Raw genomic sequence first — 17,663 nt, forward strand, 5'->3', positions numbered from 1 at the left:
AATATTGGGAATGATCATAATCCGCAAGCTCAAATCATCAAAAAACGTCATAAAACTTCGAATATGATAAAAATCTTCCGCGAAACGCCGCTTACTATTGACGTTTTCTGAACCAATGGCATTATGCGCTGCAAGTCTGGTGTGGTAAGCGGCAATAAATTGCAGCTTTCGACCTCGCCACGCCCGGGGCTGCCATCCAAGCGTCCCTCTGGCTTTTTTGAACGATTGGGAGCAGTGCGGACGAACGCGCGCCCCTGGGGAGCGAAATCATGTTAATCTACCTGGCGAAGCGGCTAGGGTTTGCTGTTGTGACCCTCCTGAGCGTTCTCACGCTCATCTTCCTAATGGTCCGGATACTTCCTGGTGACCCCGTGCTCATGATCCTGGGTGATCAGGCTAGTGCGGAGAGCGTCGCGGCTTTGCGGCAGCGTCTCGGTCTCGATCAATCGATCGGCCTTCAGTATGTTCACTTTCTAGCGAATGCCGTGACAGGTGACCTCGGCAATTCGATGGTATCGGGTCGGCCAGTCACGGAGGAGGTCTTGAACGTCCTCCCTTACACGCTGGAACTGACCTTCGCCTCCCTGGTGGTGGGCCTGGCGCTCGGAGTTCCGACGGGAGTATGGGCGGCGGTGAAGCGCAGCAAGCTGCCGGACTACATTCTCCGGCTGATCTCGCTTATCGGGCTGTCGCTTCCGGGCTTCGTCTCCGCGATCGTCCTGCTGATCGTGTTCGCCATCAATCTCCGCTGGTTTCCCGTGATCAGCGCTGGTGGTGATGAAGGTATCGTCAACCGCCTCTGGCAGATGACGCTGCCGGTCGTCTCGCTCGCGCTGATCATGATGGCCTACATCACGAGAGTGACGCGTTCCGCGATGCTCGAGGTGCTCAACCAGGATTTCGTTCGCACTGCACGAGCGAAAGGGGCGAGACCTGCTGTCGTCATCTGGAGACATGCTCTCGGAAACTGCCTGATTCCAATCAGCACTGTCGTCGGCCTCTACCTCGGCATCCTGATCGGTAACTCGGTTCTCACCGAAATCGTCTTCTCGCGGCCCGGTCTTGGCAAACTGATCCTGACCGCGCTGAGCCAGCGGGACTACACGCTGCTTCAAGGCATGGTGGTCGTCTACACGCTAATCGTCGTGATCGTGAACCTCGCGACAGATCTCACTTACGGTCTCTTTGATCCAAGGGTGCAGTACAAATGAGCAATTCCACCGTTCCTTCGACGAGTCCCGACCAAGGGTCGCGGAAAGCCACAAGCTTCCTCATTCGCATGAACCCATCCATGTGGATCGGCACGGCCATAATCGTGGCGCTCGTTGCCGCCGCCATCCTGGCGCCGCAGATATCTTTCTATCCGCCTGCCAAGCAAAACCTGTTCGATCAACTCTCTCCGCCAGGGGCTGACTACCTCCTCGGCGCGGATCAGTTCGGCCGCGATATCTGGACCCGGCTGGTCTATGGTGCGCGCTACTCGCTGCTGATCGGCTCTCTCGCCGTTCTTGCCGCAATGGTGATCGGCACCTTCATCGGAATGATCGCCGGATTCAGGGGAGGGAGGATCGACATCATCCTCATGCAGGTGATGGATGTCATCCTGGCCTTCCCGTCGCTGATCCTCGGTATAGCTCTAGTTGCCCTCATGGGCGCCACGATGACGAACATCATTGCCGCCATCGCGTTCACGTCCGTCCCCGCATTCGCCCGCGTTGCGAGAGCCGCCGTCCTGACACAGCGCGACAGGGAGTACGTGCAGGCGTGCAGCGCCATGGGTTTCTCCGGACCGCGAATTCTGTTCCGTCACATACTCCCGGCCATTCTCCCGGAGGTGATGGTGCTGGCCTCGCTTTGGATGGCGAACGCAGTGAGGACGGAGGCATCACTGGCTTTCGTCGGGCTCGGTATTGCGCCGCCTGCGCCGACCTGGGGCGGCATGGTGCGGGACGGCTTCCAGGTCATCCTGAGTTCTCCATACCTTGCCCTGTTTCCGAGCCTGGCGATCCTGCTGCTCGTTCTGGCATTCAATCTGATCGGTGACGGTCTGCGCGACCTTATCGATCCCCGAATGAAGGATTCTCACTGATGACCCAGCCCGCGGTACTCTCAGTAAAGAACCTCAAGGTGGCCTTCGGCAGGAAGCAGGTCGTCCATGATTTGAGCTTCGACATAGCGCCAGGGTCGACACTGGCTGTGGTGGGCGAGTCCGGGTCCGGCAAGAGCGTAACCTCGCTGGCGATCATGGGCTTGCTGCCGGATGGCGTTGCCAAGGCCAGCGGATCGATCAAGCTGGACGGCCGCGAGCTTCTCTCCCTGACGGAAACAGAGATGTGCGGTATCCGTGGGGGCAAGATCAGCATGATCTTCCAGGAACCGATGACATCGTTGAATCCCGTCCAGAAGGTCGGCGTTCAGATCGGAGAAGTCATTAGCATTCACCGCGGCCTCCGCGGCAAGGAACTGCGCAACGCCGTCCTTGAAATGCTCAGGAAGGTCGGCATCCCGGATCCCGAGCGGCGGATCAACAACTATCCGCATACCTTCTCCGGCGGCATGCGCCAGCGCGTGATGATCGCCATGGCACTCGCCTGCAATCCTTCGGTGATCATTGCGGACGAGCCGACCACGGCGCTCGACGTAACCGTTCAAGCCCAGATACTCGAGCTTCTGAAGGAACTTCAACGCGAGACGAACGTCGCGCTTCTCTTCATCACGCACGACATGGGCGTGGTCGCCGAGATCGCCGACCGCGTGCTCGTCATGCGTGCCGGACAGGTTGTGGAGTCGGGTTCAGTCGAAACTGTCTTCACGGAGCCGGAGAGCCCTTACACCCGCGTCCTGATCGAAGCCGCTCCCTCGGTTGCGGGGAAGCTGATCGCTATCGATCAGCCGACCTCCAAGATCGACGGTCTTCCTCTTTCCTACGATGGGGGAGGACCGGTCCTGGAAGTTCGCGACCTCAGCGTTCGCTTCCCTCTACGCGGAGGGCTTCTCGGAACGGTGCAGGGCAACGTGCACGCGGTGGAGAAGGTGTCGTTCGCGATCGGCAAGGGCGAGACGCTCGGGCTTGTCGGAGAGTCCGGGTCTGGCAAGTCGACGATTGGAAAGGCGATAATCGATCTCGCGCCGCGGCATGGAGGAACGATCGTCGTGGACGGTCGCACGGTCGACTACTCCGAGCACGCAAGCTTGGCCGCGTTGCGCCGCGATGTTCAGATGATCTTTCAGGACCCGTTCGGTTCGCTCGACAGCCGTCAGACGGTCGGATCTGCCATCATGGAACCCATGCACGTGCACGGAATAGCCTCCGGCCCGGCGCTGCGCGAGAAGATGGAATGGCTCCTTCAGAAAGTCGGTCTGGACCCCGCACGCGCCTCCAGCCTTCCGCACGAGTTCTCAGGAGGGCAGCGCCAGAGGATTTGCATAGCAAGAGCCCTTGCAATGTCGCCCAAGTTGATCATTGCAGATGAAGCCGTCTCGGCACTGGATGTTGCGATCAAGGGTCAGATCATCGATCTGATGATGGACCTCCAGTCGGATTTCGGCATCTCGTATCTCTTCATCAGCCACGACATGGCGGCCATTGAGAAGATCTGCAACAGGGTTGCCGTCATGTATTTCGGAGAGCTGGTCGAGATCGGCAGCCGCGATGATGTTATCGGCCGTCCGGGTCACAGCTACACCAAGCGCCTGCTTTCGGCTGTCCCGATCACGCATCCGAGCCAGCGCTCCAAACGGACTGTGGCGACACCTCAGTCCCAGCCGCCCGCCAGCCCGATCAAGCCGCTCGGGTTCACTCCGGACGGACAGCAGTGGGCCGCGGTGGACGAGAGGCATTTCGTGCGCGTTTGACAAGATCGGGCGACGAGATGGCTGCGCCCGGTCAGCCTTGCCGAGACACGCATAGGATACTGCGGTGGATGGTCCAGATGCAGGTAAAATTCATCAGTGAAAAGGGGAGTTCGCATGAAATACAAAGCTTACTGGACATCTGTGGCTATCGCCGTCGGCGTGGTGGGAGGCATCGCTTCGCTTCCGAACGTGGCCTACGCCGCGAAGACGGAACTTTCCATGGGAGTAGCCGCCGAAGATGTGACAACGCTTGATCCGCACTTCGCGACGACCACATCGGATCGGACGCTGGCATCATACGTGTTCGGCGCCCTGGTCCGTTTTGCCCCCGGCTCGGCAAACCCCTCCACGATCGAACCCGACCTGGCGGAAAGCTGGAGCCCGAGTGCAGACCAACTGGTCTGGACATTCAAGCTCCGACCGGGTGTCAAGTGGCAGTCGGGCTTCGGGGATGTGAACACAGACGACGTCGTGTTCAGCCTGGAGAAGGCCCGGGACCCCAAGCGCTCGGCCTTCTCTGGAGACTATGCTGCCATCCAGAAGGTTGAAGCGGTCGATGCGAGCACCGTTCGCATCACGCTTTCCAAGCGAGTCCCCAGCCTGCTGGCGCTTCTCTCTAACTACTCGGGCGGCTTCATCATTTCGAAGAAGGCCTACGAAGAGCGTGGGGAAGACTTTAAGCGTCGTCCAGTCGGTTTCGGCCCGTTCCAAGTGGCATCCGTGCAGCCCGGTCAGTCCGTGACTTTGACGGCTTATGCTGAGTACTTCAGAGGGAAGCCCAAGCTTTCGAAGGTGACCTACAGGTTCCTCAACAATGACGCTGCTCGCGATCTGGCATTCGAGTCCGGCGAACTCGATGTCGAGCAAGGCAATCAAGATCAGCGTTGGTTGACGCGGCTCGAGGCAAATCCAGAAAACCGGGTCGATACCATTGAACCGGCGGAACTGAATGTCCTTCACGTCAACATAACAAAGCCACCCTTCAACGACATCCGTGTCCGTCAGGCTCTCGCTCATGCGGTGAACGCGGCGCAGATTGCTAAGTACAGAGGCGATCGCGTTAACCGGGCAGTCCCGTCGGTCATCCCGTCGAACAATCTCGGCTTCAATCCCGACGCAGGGGTTTTGGAATACGACCCTGCGAAGTCGAAGGCCCTGCTGGCTGAAGCCGGGTTCCCGAACGGGATAACCGTCACCATGCTCGCCAGCCAGTTGCCGGGCCTGGAGAGCCTGGCGCAACTGGTTCAGGCTCAGGCCGCCGAGGGCGGTATCACCCTCACTCTCCAACCCGTCGAACACGCGACCTGGCACCAGATGATCCGCAAGGATCTGAGCCCCATCGTCCTCTACGGCGCGGCGCGGTTCCCGATTGCCGACTACTACCTCACGCAGTTCTACCACTCGAACAGCGAGATCGGAAAACCGACCGCCGTCGTAAACTTCAGTCATTGCAACGTCGCCGACGAGCAGATCGAGGCTGCTCGTACCGAAGTCGATCCGGCCAAGCAGATCGAACTTTGGAAAGAAGCGCAAAAACTGATCGTCGGCAATGTGTGCGCGATCCCTCTCACCGAAAACCTGGGGGCCTGGGCCAGAAAGAGCAAGCTCAATTGGGGCTTCGAGATGAAGGGATCCATGCCGTCGGCGCCGCTCATCACGGAACAGACGTATTTCGCAGACTGAACTCGGCTTCCGGGTCATAAGGGAACTCACTGAATAACTGCGGTTTGGTGGGAGCCGGCTCCGCGATCGGCCTCGGTGAATTCTGAAAGCTTCCTCCCGGAGAAGGGTGGTCGGCCGACCTTCGCAGCGATGTCGAAGGACGGGCGATCGCCCTTCGGGAGCGTGACTGCGCCTGCCGAGCCGCTGCGGCATCAAGAATCGATTCCGCAGTTTACGGAGGGATGACGTAATGGAATATCGACAGCTAGGCCGCTCAGGTCTCAGGGTTTCAACGATCACGATGGGCACGATGACCTTGGGGGGGCGCGGAAGGTCGGAGATCTTGGTGTCCCCGAAGCTCAAAGGCTCGTCGACGTGTGTATCGATGCAGGTGTCAACCTGATCGATACCGCAGATGTGTACTCGGACGGGAAGTCCGAAGAGATCATTGGTGAGGTTCTTGGTGGCAAACGCAAGAACGGCGTCCTTGTTGCCACGAAGGCGCGCTTCCCGATGGGCAAGGGTCCCAACGACGCAGGCAACTCCCGGCACATCTCATCGAAGCGTGTGAAGCCAGCCTCAAACGGCTGAAAACCGATGTCATCGACCTGTATCAGTTGCACGAATGGGATGGGCACACGCCACTTGACGAAACCATGGAGGCGCTCGATACCCTCGTTCGTCAGGGCAAAGTGCGCTACATCGGTTGCTCCAACTTCTCGGACTGGCACATCATGAAGGTAATGGGTGTCAGCGAAGCGCGATAGACGCGAGCGGTTCGTAAGCCAGCAGGTCCACTACACCCTCGAAGCCCGTGATGCAGAATACGAGCTTCTTCCTGTGACCGTCGACCAGGGCCTTGGCGTGCTCGTGTAGAGCCCGCTCTCGGGGGGCCTTCTTTCAGGCAAGCATCGTCGCGACCAGGCAGCCCCAGAAGGTAGCCGTCAGCTCGCTGGTTGGAAGGAACCGCCGATCCGCGATGAAAACCGACTGTGGAACATTGTCGACAAGCTCGTCGAAATTGCCGACGGCCGAGGCATCTCCGTTGCCCAGGTTGCGCTTGCCTGGCTCATCGGCCTGAAGCCCATCACTTCCGTTGTTATCGGCGGTCGCACCGAGGCGCAGTTCAAGGACAACCTCGCCGCGGCGGAGCTGATCTTGACTGCCGAGGAACGGCAGCGGTTGGACGACGTGAGCCTTCCGCCTCTGATCTACCCCTATTGGCACCAGAGGAATGAGGCGAAGGATCGCCTGAGCGCGCCGACCTTGAACTCGTGGCGCCTCATCTCAAGCGGTAAAGATGAATGATCGGCGGCCAACCGCCGATCATTCATCTTGGACTCGAATCGCGTGAGAGCTGGATTTCGAGAGGCACGATCGAAACTAGAAATGTTAAATGGCTTGGCACGTGAAGGGAACGCGGGCCTAGATGATGGCGCGCACATCACCTTTTCGAAGCCATGCCAAAGCTTTGATTCATTATCACTTTTTGTAAATGCTCGGAAATACTATGTCCTGATCAACCAGGACATTAAAGTTGTATCCCGGCCGGATTTCCAGCGTGGGCTGGACATCCATATTGCGCTGGATTGTCCGGTCCGCAACCCGCCCGAACGTCTCCGCGAAATTCCGCCTGGCGGCATCCGAGGCGGTGTCCTGGGTCGCCAGCGTCGAACTCTGCGGCACGGCCATGTCGATCCCGGTTCCGATCAGGGCAATCAGCACGGCCGAACCAAACGTTTTGAGGTAGTGGTTATCCACCTTATCGTTAAACCCGCCATAACCTTCAGCGTCCGTTCCCGCCATGCCGCCGATCTGCAGAGTCGCGCCGTTCGGAAAGATAATATCGGACCAGACGACGAGTACGCGGCTCTGGCCGAACGATACCTTGCTGTCGTAACGGCCGAGCAGTTTCGTCCCTTGCGGGATCAGCAGGCGATGTCCGGTTGCGCTGTCATAGACGTTCTGGCTCACCTGCGCGGTAATTCGGCCGGGCAGATCCGAATTTATGCCTGATATCAGTGTTGCCGGGATGACCGAGCCTCGTTTCAGTTCGTAGAGTGACTGCTGCGGCACGACGCGATTTGGCAGATAGCCGAGGTCCTTAAGATCGGCGTTGAAGAAGTCTTCCTTGCTGTTCTGCCCGTTGGGATCGATGTTTTGACCGCCGAGGCCGGCGCGTAAGGCGGCGGCATACAGATCGGAAGCTCCTGTCGTTGAAGTCGAGTTCGCTGCTGTTCTGTTTGCTATGACCTCGTCTGTTGTTGCTCGAGCTTCCAGCTTGCCGCGATCGATGGCGAGCGGCGCATCATAGGCAGCATCGTTGGCCTGCATGCGCGCCATGTGCTGGCGCTGTCTTTCACGGAGATATTGCTCCCGTTGCTCGCGCTCGAGGCGTGCACGCCAGACCGCCTCCGGCTCCAGTTCTTGTCCGCGCCGCTGTTCCTGACGCGTCTCCGGAGTCGCGGTGAACGGATTACTCGCCTTTTCGTCCACCTGCTTCGTCTCGACAGGGGTCGGCTGAAACGTCGTCTGTTGCTGCGGTTCGTCGATAATACCGTCGGTGACACCGCGCTTGATCTGATCGGCAAAAGTTGAGGCGGGATCGCCGGAACTGGTCTCCGGGCCTTTATCCCTCCCGAAATAAAGCCCGCGCGAGGCGAGCCCATAGAAGATGATGGCGAGGAAGGCGACTGCCAGCACGATGACGACGACGATCGGCAGGCGATTGATCCGGCGAATGCCTGATGCCGCCTGACTGTTCTGCGCGCCGCCGAGGTTGAGGGATTGCACCATGATATTCGCCCTCACCCGCGCCGCATCAGCGAAAGCGCGCTCGTCGCCATGGCACCGGTCGAAGTCACCGTGTAAGCGCGGCCGAGTTCGACGCTGTTGGTCGAAAGGCGCGCCAGTACCTGCCCGTCGAATGGTATGATCACATAGGCAAGTGGGAGGACGGTCGCTCCGCTATCCGTCTTCTGGTCGGTGACGACCGCATAGCCCCATCCCTTCAGCGCCGCGTCCAGTGCCTGACCGAAGGGTGAAGTATCGACCTTTAGTGCAACGGTTGCCTTGCCCGGCCCGATCTGTTCGACAAGACGGCTGACCATGTCGCAAGCAATGGCGCTCGCCGCCGGTCCAGAGATTTCGGGCGGCGCGTTGCTGGCGACAAGACCTTCTGTATCGATCGATTGGCACCCAGAAAGGAGGATGGCGAGGATGCAGGCGGCAGCAAGGCCAGTTTTATGGTTCAGCGGGCGTCGCATGAAGGCAAGAATCTTCATCACCGCCCTCCCCTGCTGATCGTCACCTTTTGTTGTTTCCAGCCGACGCCCGAGACGAGCACCGCGCGATCGATGTTGTAATCGACCACCATCATATTGCTCTTCATGCGGTAGTTGACGATACGGTTCTGGCCACCGGAGACGACGAAGAGAATCGGCGCATCCTGACCCGAGATCGACCGCGGGAACTGGATGTAGGTTTTCAGGCCATCGGAATAGACCCGTGTCGGCCGCCAGCCGGCACTGCCCGATATGGAATAGGAAAAGCTTAAGTGCTCCGCCGGCACCCCGGCGCCGGGGATCGTACTGGCTTCAAGCCGAGCGTTGACGTCGGCGAGTTTCGTGGAAACATCCTCGGGATATTCGAAGCCGACACGGGCCATATATTGCGTGGGATGCGACTTGAGCTGGATATGATATGTCCGCCGGGATGTGGTCACGACCATCGAAGTGACGAGCTCCGGTTCCGATGGCTTGACGATCAGGTGGATGGCCTGGCCGCCGGCCGCGCCCGATGTCGCCGGCTCTACTTTCCAGCGGACCGTATCCCCGACCAGCACATCGCGCACCACCTCGCCGCCCTGAAGTTCGATATCGCAGACCTGCAGCGGTGAGCAGACGACCGATGGCTGAACCTCGCCATAGAGAAAGATCACCTTACCGTCCGCGCCTTTGGTGACCAGACCCTTCGACCCGCGCCATTGGGTCGAAAGCCCCAAGCCCTTCCCCTCATTGGGGCTGACGCCATCAGCGGAGAACGCCTCTGACGCGTTGATGAGGGAAACGACCAAGAATGCAGAAAGGATCGCGGTGGCATTCAGCATGACTGATAAAAATCGAAGTCTAGAATTCATGTTCAGGTCATGCCTTTCAAAGCTGTGCAGTCCAGTCGAAATCGCGGAGATAGAGACCAATGGGATTGAGACGGATGATGCCTTCGTCCTGGGGCGGCGTCAGCGTCACAGTGGCAATGCCGCGGAAGCGGCGTGTCGCCGTTTCCTTGCCTCGGCGATCGCGCTCGAATTCGGTCCAGTCGACCTGATAGCTCTGGTTCGATAGCGCGACGATGTTGTTGACCTCGATGGCCACGGTCGCTGTCTTCGCCTTTTCGAACGGCGAATTCGAGCGGAACCAGGCATTGACCTTTTCGGTCGCCGGATCGGATGTCCGCAGCAGCCCGTAGGTCCGGTCGATATATTGTTTCTGGACGAGGGCGTCGGGCGTGACGGAGCGGAAGTTCGAGACGAAACTGCCGAGCGTGGCACGCACCACGCGCGGATCGGCATATTCGATCTGTTGCGGAAAGCCGGCATTGACGGCCGTGCCGAGCTTGTCGACCTCGACGATATAGGGGATCAGCTTCACCTGCGTGCTCTGGTAGAGCGCATAGCCGAAACCGATCACCGCCATTGTCATGCCGGTGATGCCGACGATGCGCCAGGCGGCGGCCGCTTTCACATACGAGCCGTAGCGCTCGTTCCATTCGTTTCGCGCAGCGATATAGGGATTGTCTGGTGGAGTGGTTCCAGCCATGCGCTGTCAGCCTCTTATTTCTTGTCATTGATCGGTGGTGGCGGCGGTGTACCAGGCCGGCCGGATTGCTGATCGAGCTTGGCGTTGGCGAGGCCGAGCATCGAACCGGCATAGGCGCCGGGCGAGCCAATGGCCTTGTCCTTGGCAGCCGAGCCAACTGCGCCGGCCGCGCCGCCGACTCCGGCTTCCAGGCCACGCATGGCGGCACTTGCCAAAGACGCTCCGCCTGCCCTTGCGGCACTTGCTGCCTCAAATCCCCGATTTGCCGCGCCGATCGTCAGGAACCCGGCGCCGAGTGCTGCGGATGCGGCCTGCCCGCCATGGCGGATGGCTTCCATGCCGCCGCCTACCGACGCACCCTGCACCACGCCCTGAAGGATCGGCGGGACGTACATGGCGATGACAAAGATCACGACCGAAATCCCGGCGATGGCAAGCGTCGTGATGAACTGTTCGGAGGTGGCCGTCGGCGCTTCGGCCAGACCGAGCAGGATGTCGGAGCCGATCTTGGCGATCATCACCATCGCCATGAGCTTCATGCCAACCGAAAAAGCATAGACCAGATATTTGACGGCAAAATCCTTGGTGTAGGACGAGCCGCCAAGCCCGAGCATGATCATGCCGGCAAGCAGACCAACATACATCTCGACCATGACGGCGACGAAGATTGCCGCAACGAGCGAGAACGACACGACGACAACCACCATGGCAAACACGGCGGCGATCGCCAGCGCGTTGTCCTCGAAGACGCCGAACTTCGCCTGCTCCGACATTTTGGTCGCAACGCGGATTCCGGCATCAAAGATATTGGCGGGTGAGGCCGAACCGCTGCCGGCGCCGATCTGATAGAGGCTGTCGACCACGGCTTTGGCAAACGCTGGCCCTTCGTTGAGGATGAAGGCGAAGAGACCGATGAACATGATGCGCTTGACGAGTTCCGCAAACCAGCTATCGAGCGAGGCGGCATTGATCGCCAGCCACACAGCGGCGATCCCGACCTCAATCCCGGCTAGGATCCAGAACAGCGAACGTGCCGCATTCATCACGGTCGTCTCCCAGCCCTTGGCGGCCGTCACGACGGAGTTTTCCAATGTGGTGAGCACTGCGCCCTGCTGTGCAAGGGCCGACGTGCTTGCGACAAGGGCAACGCCGATTGCAATGAGGGTAAGTTCAAGTCGGCGGGAGGTGCGGACGATTACCATCGTGGCTTCATCTCCTGCCCGCCGCGGATGTCGCGGGTGGTATCACCACTGAGGAACTGCTCGCGATGTTGGCGCTTTTCTTCATCGGAGGCGGGACCGGTTGCGGCCGCACCTGAACCGGATATCGAGGTCGGCTCGGGCTGGATCAGCTTCCAGCTGACAGCGCCACCCGCAGCGACGATCCCTGCGCCCACGAGGATAATGATCAGGCGCGGGCTCACCACCGAGGCTCCATCGTCTGTCCTCCGCGGATATCCTGCTCTGTGCCGCCGAAGAACTGTTCACGACGCGCCTGCGCCAGATCCTTTTGCGCCTGCTCGGACTGGAACCATGTGCCCATCATGGTCATCTGCTGGGAAACGAGACCGCGAAGCTTTTGCATCTGCGCCACCTGCTGTGCGGCGATCTGATGCCCGACCTGCAGCGCCTTCATCTGGCCGTCGGATGATTCCGACATGGAGCGCAACGACGACATGGTGCTTTCCTCGCTGGAGAATTGTTCGGCTGTCAGGTTCGCGGCCTTGAGCGTCCCGGCGATCGTATCGCGGTTGGTGTCGGACCAGCTCTGGTAGGTCGAGGAAAAGCTAGCGCCGTCAGGCAGGTTGCTTTTCATCTCGGAAAAACTCTGGAAACGCTGCTTCAACACATCGTCGATATTGCCCATCGAAAAGGCGACGCCCTGCCCCTGGTTAACGACGCTTTGCAGGCTCTGCAGGTCGCCTTCGACCTGGCCCCAGATATGGTTCGGAAGCTGCGCGGTATTCTGCAGCATGTTCTGGTAGATCTTGAGCTGGTTCTGGATCTGCTCGGCCAGCTGTGAGATCTGGGTGATCTGGTTGTTGACCTGCTCCGCCGATTCGCCGACCAGTGAGATGAGTTCGGTGTTGTTGGCGAGCTGCGTCCATTCGGTCGCCTGACCGGTCACGCCGCCCGCCACAGCTGGCATCGGTGAGGTACTTGAGAGAAGGATGGCCGCAATCATCGCGTGGCGGGCTAGTCTAGTCGGCCGGGAAGAGTGTATCGGCATGGGCGATCCCCCTTTGCTGGAGCCATTGAAGAGGCGATGCGGCCCCGTGTTCTGAATGAAGCGCGCGGATGCGCTTCAGATCTTCCTTGCCGGACGCTCCGACGAAGGAGAGCGCTACTGGTCCTAGCGCCATGTCGAAGAGACGACGGCCCTCCGGAGAGACGACGTAATAATCTCGCTTCGGAATGGCGGTCGCGACGATCTCGATCTGGCGCTCGTTGAAGCCGATGCGCTCGTAGAATTCCCTCGTGCCCGGCTCTCGGGCCGCCCCGTTCGGCAGGCAAATTTTGGTCGGGCAGCTCTCCTTCAGGACGTCGATGATGCCGGAGCGCTCCGCGTCCGAGATCGACTGCGTGGCGAGTACGACCGCGCAATTGGCTTTTCGCAGGACCTTCAACCATTCGCGGATCTTGTCGCGAAAGGTCGGATGACCGAGCATCAGCCAGGCTTCATCGAGGATAATCAGGCTTGGAGCACCTGTCAGTCGCTTCTCGACCCGCCGGAACATATAGAGCAGGACCGGTACGAGATTGCGCTCGCCCAGGTTCATCAGCTCCTCGACCTCGAAGCACTGGAAGGCCCCCAGCGCCAGTCCGTCCTCCTCCGCGTCGAGCAGCTGACCCATCGGGCCGTCGACGGTGTAATGGTGGAGCGCATCCTTGATCTCGCGCATCTGGACGCCGGAGACGAAGTCCGAGAGCGAGCGGCCGCGCGATTCCGCCATCAGCGCCAGTTGCCTGGAGATGGCGTTGCGATAGTCGGGTGTGACAGTGACCCCTTGCAGGGCAACGAGCGTCTCGATCCACTCGGCCGCCCAGGCGCGATCGCCGTCCGTCGAGAGTTCTGCGAGCGGGCAGAAGGCCAGCCGCGGCGAGGCCCCCTCCCCTTCTCCGGCCGCGTCGCCGCCGATCTCGTAGTGATCGCCACCGATCGCCAGCGTCAACGGCAGCATCGACCGCCCCTTGTCAAAGGCAAATATCTGCGCCCCCGCATAGCGTCGGAACTGCGCCGCGATCAGCGAAAGCAATGTCGACTTCCCCGAACCCGTCGGGCCAAAGACCAGCGCATGCCCGACATCATCGACATGCAGGTTCAGACGGAACGGCGTCGAGCCGCTGGCGACCTGCATGAGCGGCGGTGAACCGGCCGGATAGAACGGGCAAGGTGCGACAGGACTTCCCGACCAGATCGAGTTCAGCGGGATGAGGTCGGCGAGATTACGGGTGTTGACCAGTGGCTCGCGGATGTTGGCATAGGAGACGCCGGGCAGGCTGCCGAGGAAAGCGTCGGTCGCGTTAAGCGTCTCGATCCGGGCGCCAAAACCCTCGGCCTGGATCAGGCGACGGATCGCCTCGCACTTTTCCTGAAGGCGTGGTTGCTGTTCATCGAACAGGACGATGACCGGCGTGTAATAGCCATAGGCGACAAGCTGTGACGCGGCTTGAGCGATTGCATCCTCGGTCTCGGCCACCATCATCATGGCGTCCTGGTCGACGGAGCGGCTCTGGGTCTGGAAAAGCTGGTCGAAAAACGGCCTGACCTTCTGCTGCCACTTCTTGCGGGTGCGCTCCAGCCTCGAGCGTGCCTCCTGCTCATCGAGAAAGACAAAGCGCGACGACCATCGATAGGTGAGCGGCATCAGGTCGAGGCTGTTCAGGATCCCCGGCCAGCTCTCTGCGGCTAAGCCGTCGATGGCGACGACACCGAGGAAACGGTTCTCGACGGTCGGCGTCAGGCCGTGCTGAAGCTCAGCGGTGACAAGCCAGTCGAGATACATCGGGATATCCGGCAGGCGGATCGGGTGGTTCTCGCCGGTGATGCAGAAGCGGATGAACTGGAACAGCTCGTCGTAGCGCGCGACGCGGAAACCGCCACGCTCTTCGGTTTCCCTCGTCACCATGCGGCGTATGGAGACGACATTGGCAAGATACTGCTCCACTTCGCGGATCGAGGTCCGGAAGGAATCGAGCGCCGTATCGGCGTAGGTAGCAGAACGGCTCCCTTCATCGGCATAGACGTAGCGCGTCAGGCCCGATCGCCGTAGCTCCGGCGGCCGCCAGGTCAGGATCAGCGCGTGCCGGCTCTCGAAATGTCCGCTCTCCCTCTCAAAGTGAGACCTGCGCTCCGTATCGATGGCGCGCGTCACCGGATCGGGGAAATGGCAGGCGTCCTCTGCCGGATAGTCGATCGTCGGGACCCGCAAAGCTTCGACCTGTATCATCCAGCCCGAGCCGAGCCGCGACAGGATCGTGTTGATCTGGCGCGACACCTCGTTGCGCTCTGCATCGGTCGAGCTTTCGCTATCCGGACCCGCGAAATACCAGCCGGCCATCAGCGAGCCGTCTTTCAGCAGGATCACCCCGTTGTCGACCAGGCCTGCATAAGGAACCAGATCGGCGAAGGACGGGCCGGAGTGTCGGAACTGTTTCAGTGCCACCATGCCCGCGACCTCAGAACTTGCGCCAGGGCGTCGAGGTCGGCCGATAGTGGGACCGATAGGAGACATGCCGCAGATAAACGCGGCGCATCAGCGGGTCGGATTTCGCCATCATGCGAAGGGCCGCGACCGCAACGAGCCAGATCGCGACGCCGAACAATGCGGCGTACCACGTCAGCACGACGAAGATCAGGACCACGGCGGCAAGCCCGGTGAGCAATACCAGCTCGCGGTCGGCGCCCATCAGCAGGTTCGGGCGCGACAGCGCCCGGTGGACCCGAGAACGCGCAAGGTTGGAACCCGGCTCAGCCATGGGCCCCCTCCCCTTGCGCGCGAAGCATTACCAGTTCGATGATCCCAGGCCCGGTTCGAGCCTCCATCTCGCCAATCGAAGCGCCAGTTGCGCCGAACAGGGCGACGATCTGTGTCGCGCCGAGCAACACGCCGCCAACGAGGGCGACGTAGCAAAGCCGCCTTGCGAAATCATTCAACTCGCCCCCGAAGATCAGCATGCCGCCGGCGATCGCGACTGCGGCGAGTGCGATGAAGCCGGCAACCGGCCCGGTGATCGATTGCTGGATTTGCTGAAGCGGGGATTCCCACGGCAGACTGCCGCCTGAAGAGGCGAAGGCCGGATCCGCCAAACCGATGAAAGAGACGGCGGCGAATGCCGCAAGCGCGATGGCAATCCTGATCTTATGCGACATGACTATCCTCATCGATCTGCGCGTAGTGCTCGGTTCGGTAGCGGGCGTTTGCGAAACCCTCGACATGGATGACCTCACGGACCCGCCTCCCCTTCCCCGTTCGTTCTATCGAGACGATCAGGTCCACCGCCTCGCCTACCACTTCCTGCATGGGCTGCTGGCTCACCTCCGCGGTCAATTGTTCGAGCCGGCGAAGCGCCGACATCGCCGTGTTCGAGTGGATGGTGGTGACGCCGCCCGGATGCCCGGTGTTCCAGGCCTTGAGTAGCGTGAGGGCCGCCCCGTCGCGCACCTCACCAACGATGATCCGGTCGGGCCGCAGACGCATGGTGCTCTTGAGAAGCCGGGCCATATCGATCGTGTCGCTCGTGTGGAGCGCGACCGCGTTCTCGGCGGCGCATTGGATCTCCGCCGTGTCTTCGAGAATGACGATCCGATCGTCCGGCGCATTCGCTACGATTTCGGCAATGACCGCGTTGGCAAGCGTCGTCTTGCCCGAACCGGTGCCGCCAGAAATCACAATGTTCATGCGAGAAGCGATCGCGCTGCGCAGAACCGATACCTGCGCCGCCGTCATGATCTTATGCTTCACATAGTCGTCGAGCGGGATCAGGCGCGAAGCCCGCCGCCGGATAGTGAAACTCGGTCCGGAAACCACTGGCGGCAGCAGGCCCTCGAAACGATGGCCGCCGATCGGCAATTCGCCGGAGATGATCGGTTGCTCGTCGTCGGCTTCTGATTGCAGTGCGTGCGCGACGCTGCCAATGATCACTTCTGCCGCGGCCGGGCTGAGCAAACCTGCAGGGGCCACGCCATGGCCCAGGCGCTCGATGAAGAGCTTGCCATCGGGGTTGAGCATGATCTCGACGACCGTCGCGTCGTCGAGGGCGACGCAGAGCTGATCGCCAAGGGCATCCTGGAGCTTGCGGACGAGACGGGAGTGGGAGCGTAGCTGGGTCACGCGGCGCTCCTGATCGCTGTCACGTCGGTCCGCGGGATCGGATGATAGCCTGAAGGGCAGACCCGAGCGAAGCTGGCGCGATCGGCAGGCAGGCTTCCGGCAATAGCGATAGTGTTGCCGATTGCAGCCGGTTCACCCAGCCGTCGCATCGGCCAGCCTGCACGCTTCAGGATACGCTCGAAGCGAAGATCGGTCGCTGTGACGATCTCCGTGTAGCCGCCGGCCATCGCCCATTCGATGATGCCGGCGAACAGGGTAAGCGTCGCAAAGTGCAGTTGGCTCGCATCTCTCCGTGTTACAAGGTCGGTATCGACGCAGAAGCGCGAACTTTCCACCATTCCCGGATGTGCGGTGAGCGAGCCTGCATTGAGCAATTGGGTAAAGGTCTGATCGAGCATCGTGGGCCCGAAGGCCGGAAGGAGACGGACGCAACCGGCGACCCGCCCACTGTCAGTAATCGCCAGAAGGTAGCTCGGCATGAAATTATCGTATTGGTCGCGCTCTTCCCCAGCGATGATGGAGACGTCCCATTCGAGACGGCCACCGAACACCGTCGCGCGAAGGCGGTGCATCTGTTTGAGGAAGCTTCGATACCGTTCGTATTGGTCCGGCGAAACTGTGAGTATCCGCATCGTAATCTCCGCATGAACAGGTCATGCGAACAGAAATCATCTCACGGTGCGTTTGCCTACGTGCAGATTTGCACCTCAGGTGATTCTACCGAGTCGGTGTTCCAAGGCGCGAAATGCGAGCGGGTGAGGCCGGCCAGACGCCGACAAGGTTGTGCAGATCTGCACTTGGTGCCACGTCGCACAGAAGAAGGGAATCGGTCTAACTCACAGATAGCATTTGAAGAATCGGGATTTAGTGTGATTTCGATTGAAACGCGCGTAACCTTTCATTAACCAAAAACGTCTTGCAACCTCACCCGCATTAGGTAATCGTCACGGATAAATGGCAATACGCGCCAATTAACCGTGACAAGAGATAACACC

The 17,663-nt window shown here is 60.4% G+C and carries 16 protein-coding genes and 2 pseudogenes; 6 read left to right on the forward strand and 12 right to left on the reverse strand.

The genetic code is table 11. The features are described 5' to 3' along the window. Positions 1-269: 269 nt before the first annotated feature. From G6L97_RS28055 to G6L97_RS28080, 6 genes and pseudogenes are all read left to right on the forward strand, one after another. Positions 270-1,211, forward strand: a complete 942-nt coding sequence (locus G6L97_RS28055; protein WP_172690615.1) for an ABC transporter permease — start codon at positions 270-272, stop codon at positions 1,209-1,211. Between the two features lie 68 nt (positions 1,212-1,279). Next, positions 1,280-2,089 (forward strand): ABC transporter permease, encoded by an 810-nt coding sequence (locus tag G6L97_RS28060; RefSeq protein WP_262514015.1) that lies wholly within the window; start codon positions 1,280-1,282, stop codon positions 2,087-2,089. Further along, on the forward strand, positions 2,089-3,855 hold the full coding sequence (locus tag G6L97_RS28065) for an ABC transporter ATP-binding protein (RefSeq protein WP_172690728.1): 1,767 nt from the start codon (positions 2,089-2,091) through the stop codon (positions 3,853-3,855). The genes G6L97_RS28060 and G6L97_RS28065 overlap by 1 nt, the downstream gene beginning before the upstream one ends. Before the next feature lie 114 nt (positions 3,856-3,969). Continuing rightward, positions 3,970-5,538, forward strand: coding sequence for an ABC transporter substrate-binding protein (locus G6L97_RS28070; RefSeq protein ID WP_172690618.1), 1,569 nt, complete (start codon positions 3,970-3,972; stop codon positions 5,536-5,538). A 354-nt stretch (positions 5,539-5,892) separates the two neighbouring features. After that, positions 5,893-6,284, forward strand: a pseudogene (locus tag G6L97_RS28075) (aldo/keto reductase). Positions 6,285-6,453: 169 nt separating this feature from the next. Further along, positions 6,454-6,825, forward strand: a pseudogene (locus G6L97_RS28080) (aldo/keto reductase); the annotation flags it as partial. Between the two features lie 174 nt (positions 6,826-6,999). Here G6L97_RS28080 and trbI read toward each other — a convergent pair. The 12 genes from trbI to traI are packed head-to-tail and all read right to left on the reverse strand — an operon-like array spanning position 7,000 to position 17,300. Beyond that, positions 7,000-8,313, reverse strand: a complete 1,314-nt coding sequence (gene trbI / locus G6L97_RS28085) for an IncP-type conjugal transfer protein TrbI (RefSeq protein ID WP_174004586.1) — start codon at positions 8,311-8,313, stop codon at positions 7,000-7,002. A gap of 11 nt (positions 8,314-8,324) precedes the next feature. Beyond that, positions 8,325-8,801 carry a conjugal transfer protein TrbH gene (trbH, locus tag G6L97_RS28090; protein WP_174004588.1) on the reverse strand — a complete coding sequence of 159 codons (477 nt, stop codon included), beginning with the start codon at positions 8,799-8,801 and terminating at the stop codon, positions 8,325-8,327. Beyond that, positions 8,801-9,625, reverse strand: a complete 825-nt coding sequence (trbG, locus tag G6L97_RS28095) for a P-type conjugative transfer protein TrbG (RefSeq protein ID WP_174004590.1) — start codon at positions 9,623-9,625, stop codon at positions 8,801-8,803. The genes trbH and trbG overlap by 1 nt, the downstream gene beginning before the upstream one ends. Before the next feature lie 46 nt (positions 9,626-9,671). Then, entirely contained in the window at positions 9,672-10,334 is a 663-nt protein-coding gene (locus G6L97_RS28100) for a conjugal transfer protein TrbF (protein WP_172690622.1), read from the reverse strand. Positions 10,335-10,348: 14 nt separating this feature from the next. Then, a complete protein-coding gene (gene trbL / locus G6L97_RS28105; RefSeq protein ID WP_172690623.1) occupies positions 10,349-11,536 on the reverse strand; it encodes a P-type conjugative transfer protein TrbL in 1,188 nt (395 codons plus the stop codon). Next, on the reverse strand, positions 11,530-11,757 hold the full coding sequence (trbK, locus tag G6L97_RS28110; RefSeq protein WP_172690683.1) for an entry exclusion protein TrbK: 228 nt from the start codon (positions 11,755-11,757) through the stop codon (positions 11,530-11,532). Before trbK ends, trbL begins: the two co-directional genes overlap by 7 nt. Then, positions 11,754-12,563, reverse strand: a complete 810-nt coding sequence (gene trbJ / locus G6L97_RS28115) for a P-type conjugative transfer protein TrbJ (protein ID WP_172690624.1) — start codon at positions 12,561-12,563, stop codon at positions 11,754-11,756. The genes trbK and trbJ overlap by 4 nt, the downstream gene beginning before the upstream one ends. After that, entirely contained in the window at positions 12,535-15,003 is a 2,469-nt protein-coding gene (locus G6L97_RS28120) for a conjugal transfer protein TrbE (protein WP_174004592.1), read from the reverse strand. The genes trbJ and G6L97_RS28120 overlap by 29 nt, the downstream gene beginning before the upstream one ends. 10 nt (positions 15,004-15,013) lie before the next feature. Beyond that, a complete protein-coding gene (locus G6L97_RS28125) occupies positions 15,014-15,313 on the reverse strand; it encodes a conjugal transfer protein TrbD (RefSeq protein WP_174004594.1) in 300 nt (99 codons plus the stop codon). Beyond that, positions 15,306-15,707 (reverse strand): conjugal transfer pilin TrbC, encoded by a 402-nt coding sequence (gene trbC / locus G6L97_RS28130; RefSeq protein ID WP_174004596.1) that lies wholly within the window; start codon positions 15,705-15,707, stop codon positions 15,306-15,308. The genes G6L97_RS28125 and trbC overlap by 8 nt, the downstream gene beginning before the upstream one ends. Then, the gene (gene trbB / locus G6L97_RS28135) at positions 15,697-16,668 is read right to left on the reverse strand and encodes a P-type conjugative transfer ATPase TrbB (protein WP_174004598.1); all 972 of its coding nucleotides are present in this window, start codon (positions 16,666-16,668) and stop codon (positions 15,697-15,699) included. Before trbB ends, trbC begins: the two co-directional genes overlap by 11 nt. Further along, the gene (traI, locus tag G6L97_RS28140; RefSeq protein WP_174004600.1) at positions 16,665-17,300 is read right to left on the reverse strand and encodes an acyl-homoserine-lactone synthase; all 636 of its coding nucleotides are present in this window, start codon (positions 17,298-17,300) and stop codon (positions 16,665-16,667) included. The genes trbB and traI overlap by 4 nt, the downstream gene beginning before the upstream one ends. Positions 17,301-17,663 lie beyond the last annotated feature (363 nt).

This window comes from Agrobacterium tumefaciens, assembly GCF_013318015.2.
GTDB lineage: Bacteria > Pseudomonadota > Alphaproteobacteria > Rhizobiales > Rhizobiaceae > Agrobacterium > Agrobacterium tumefaciens.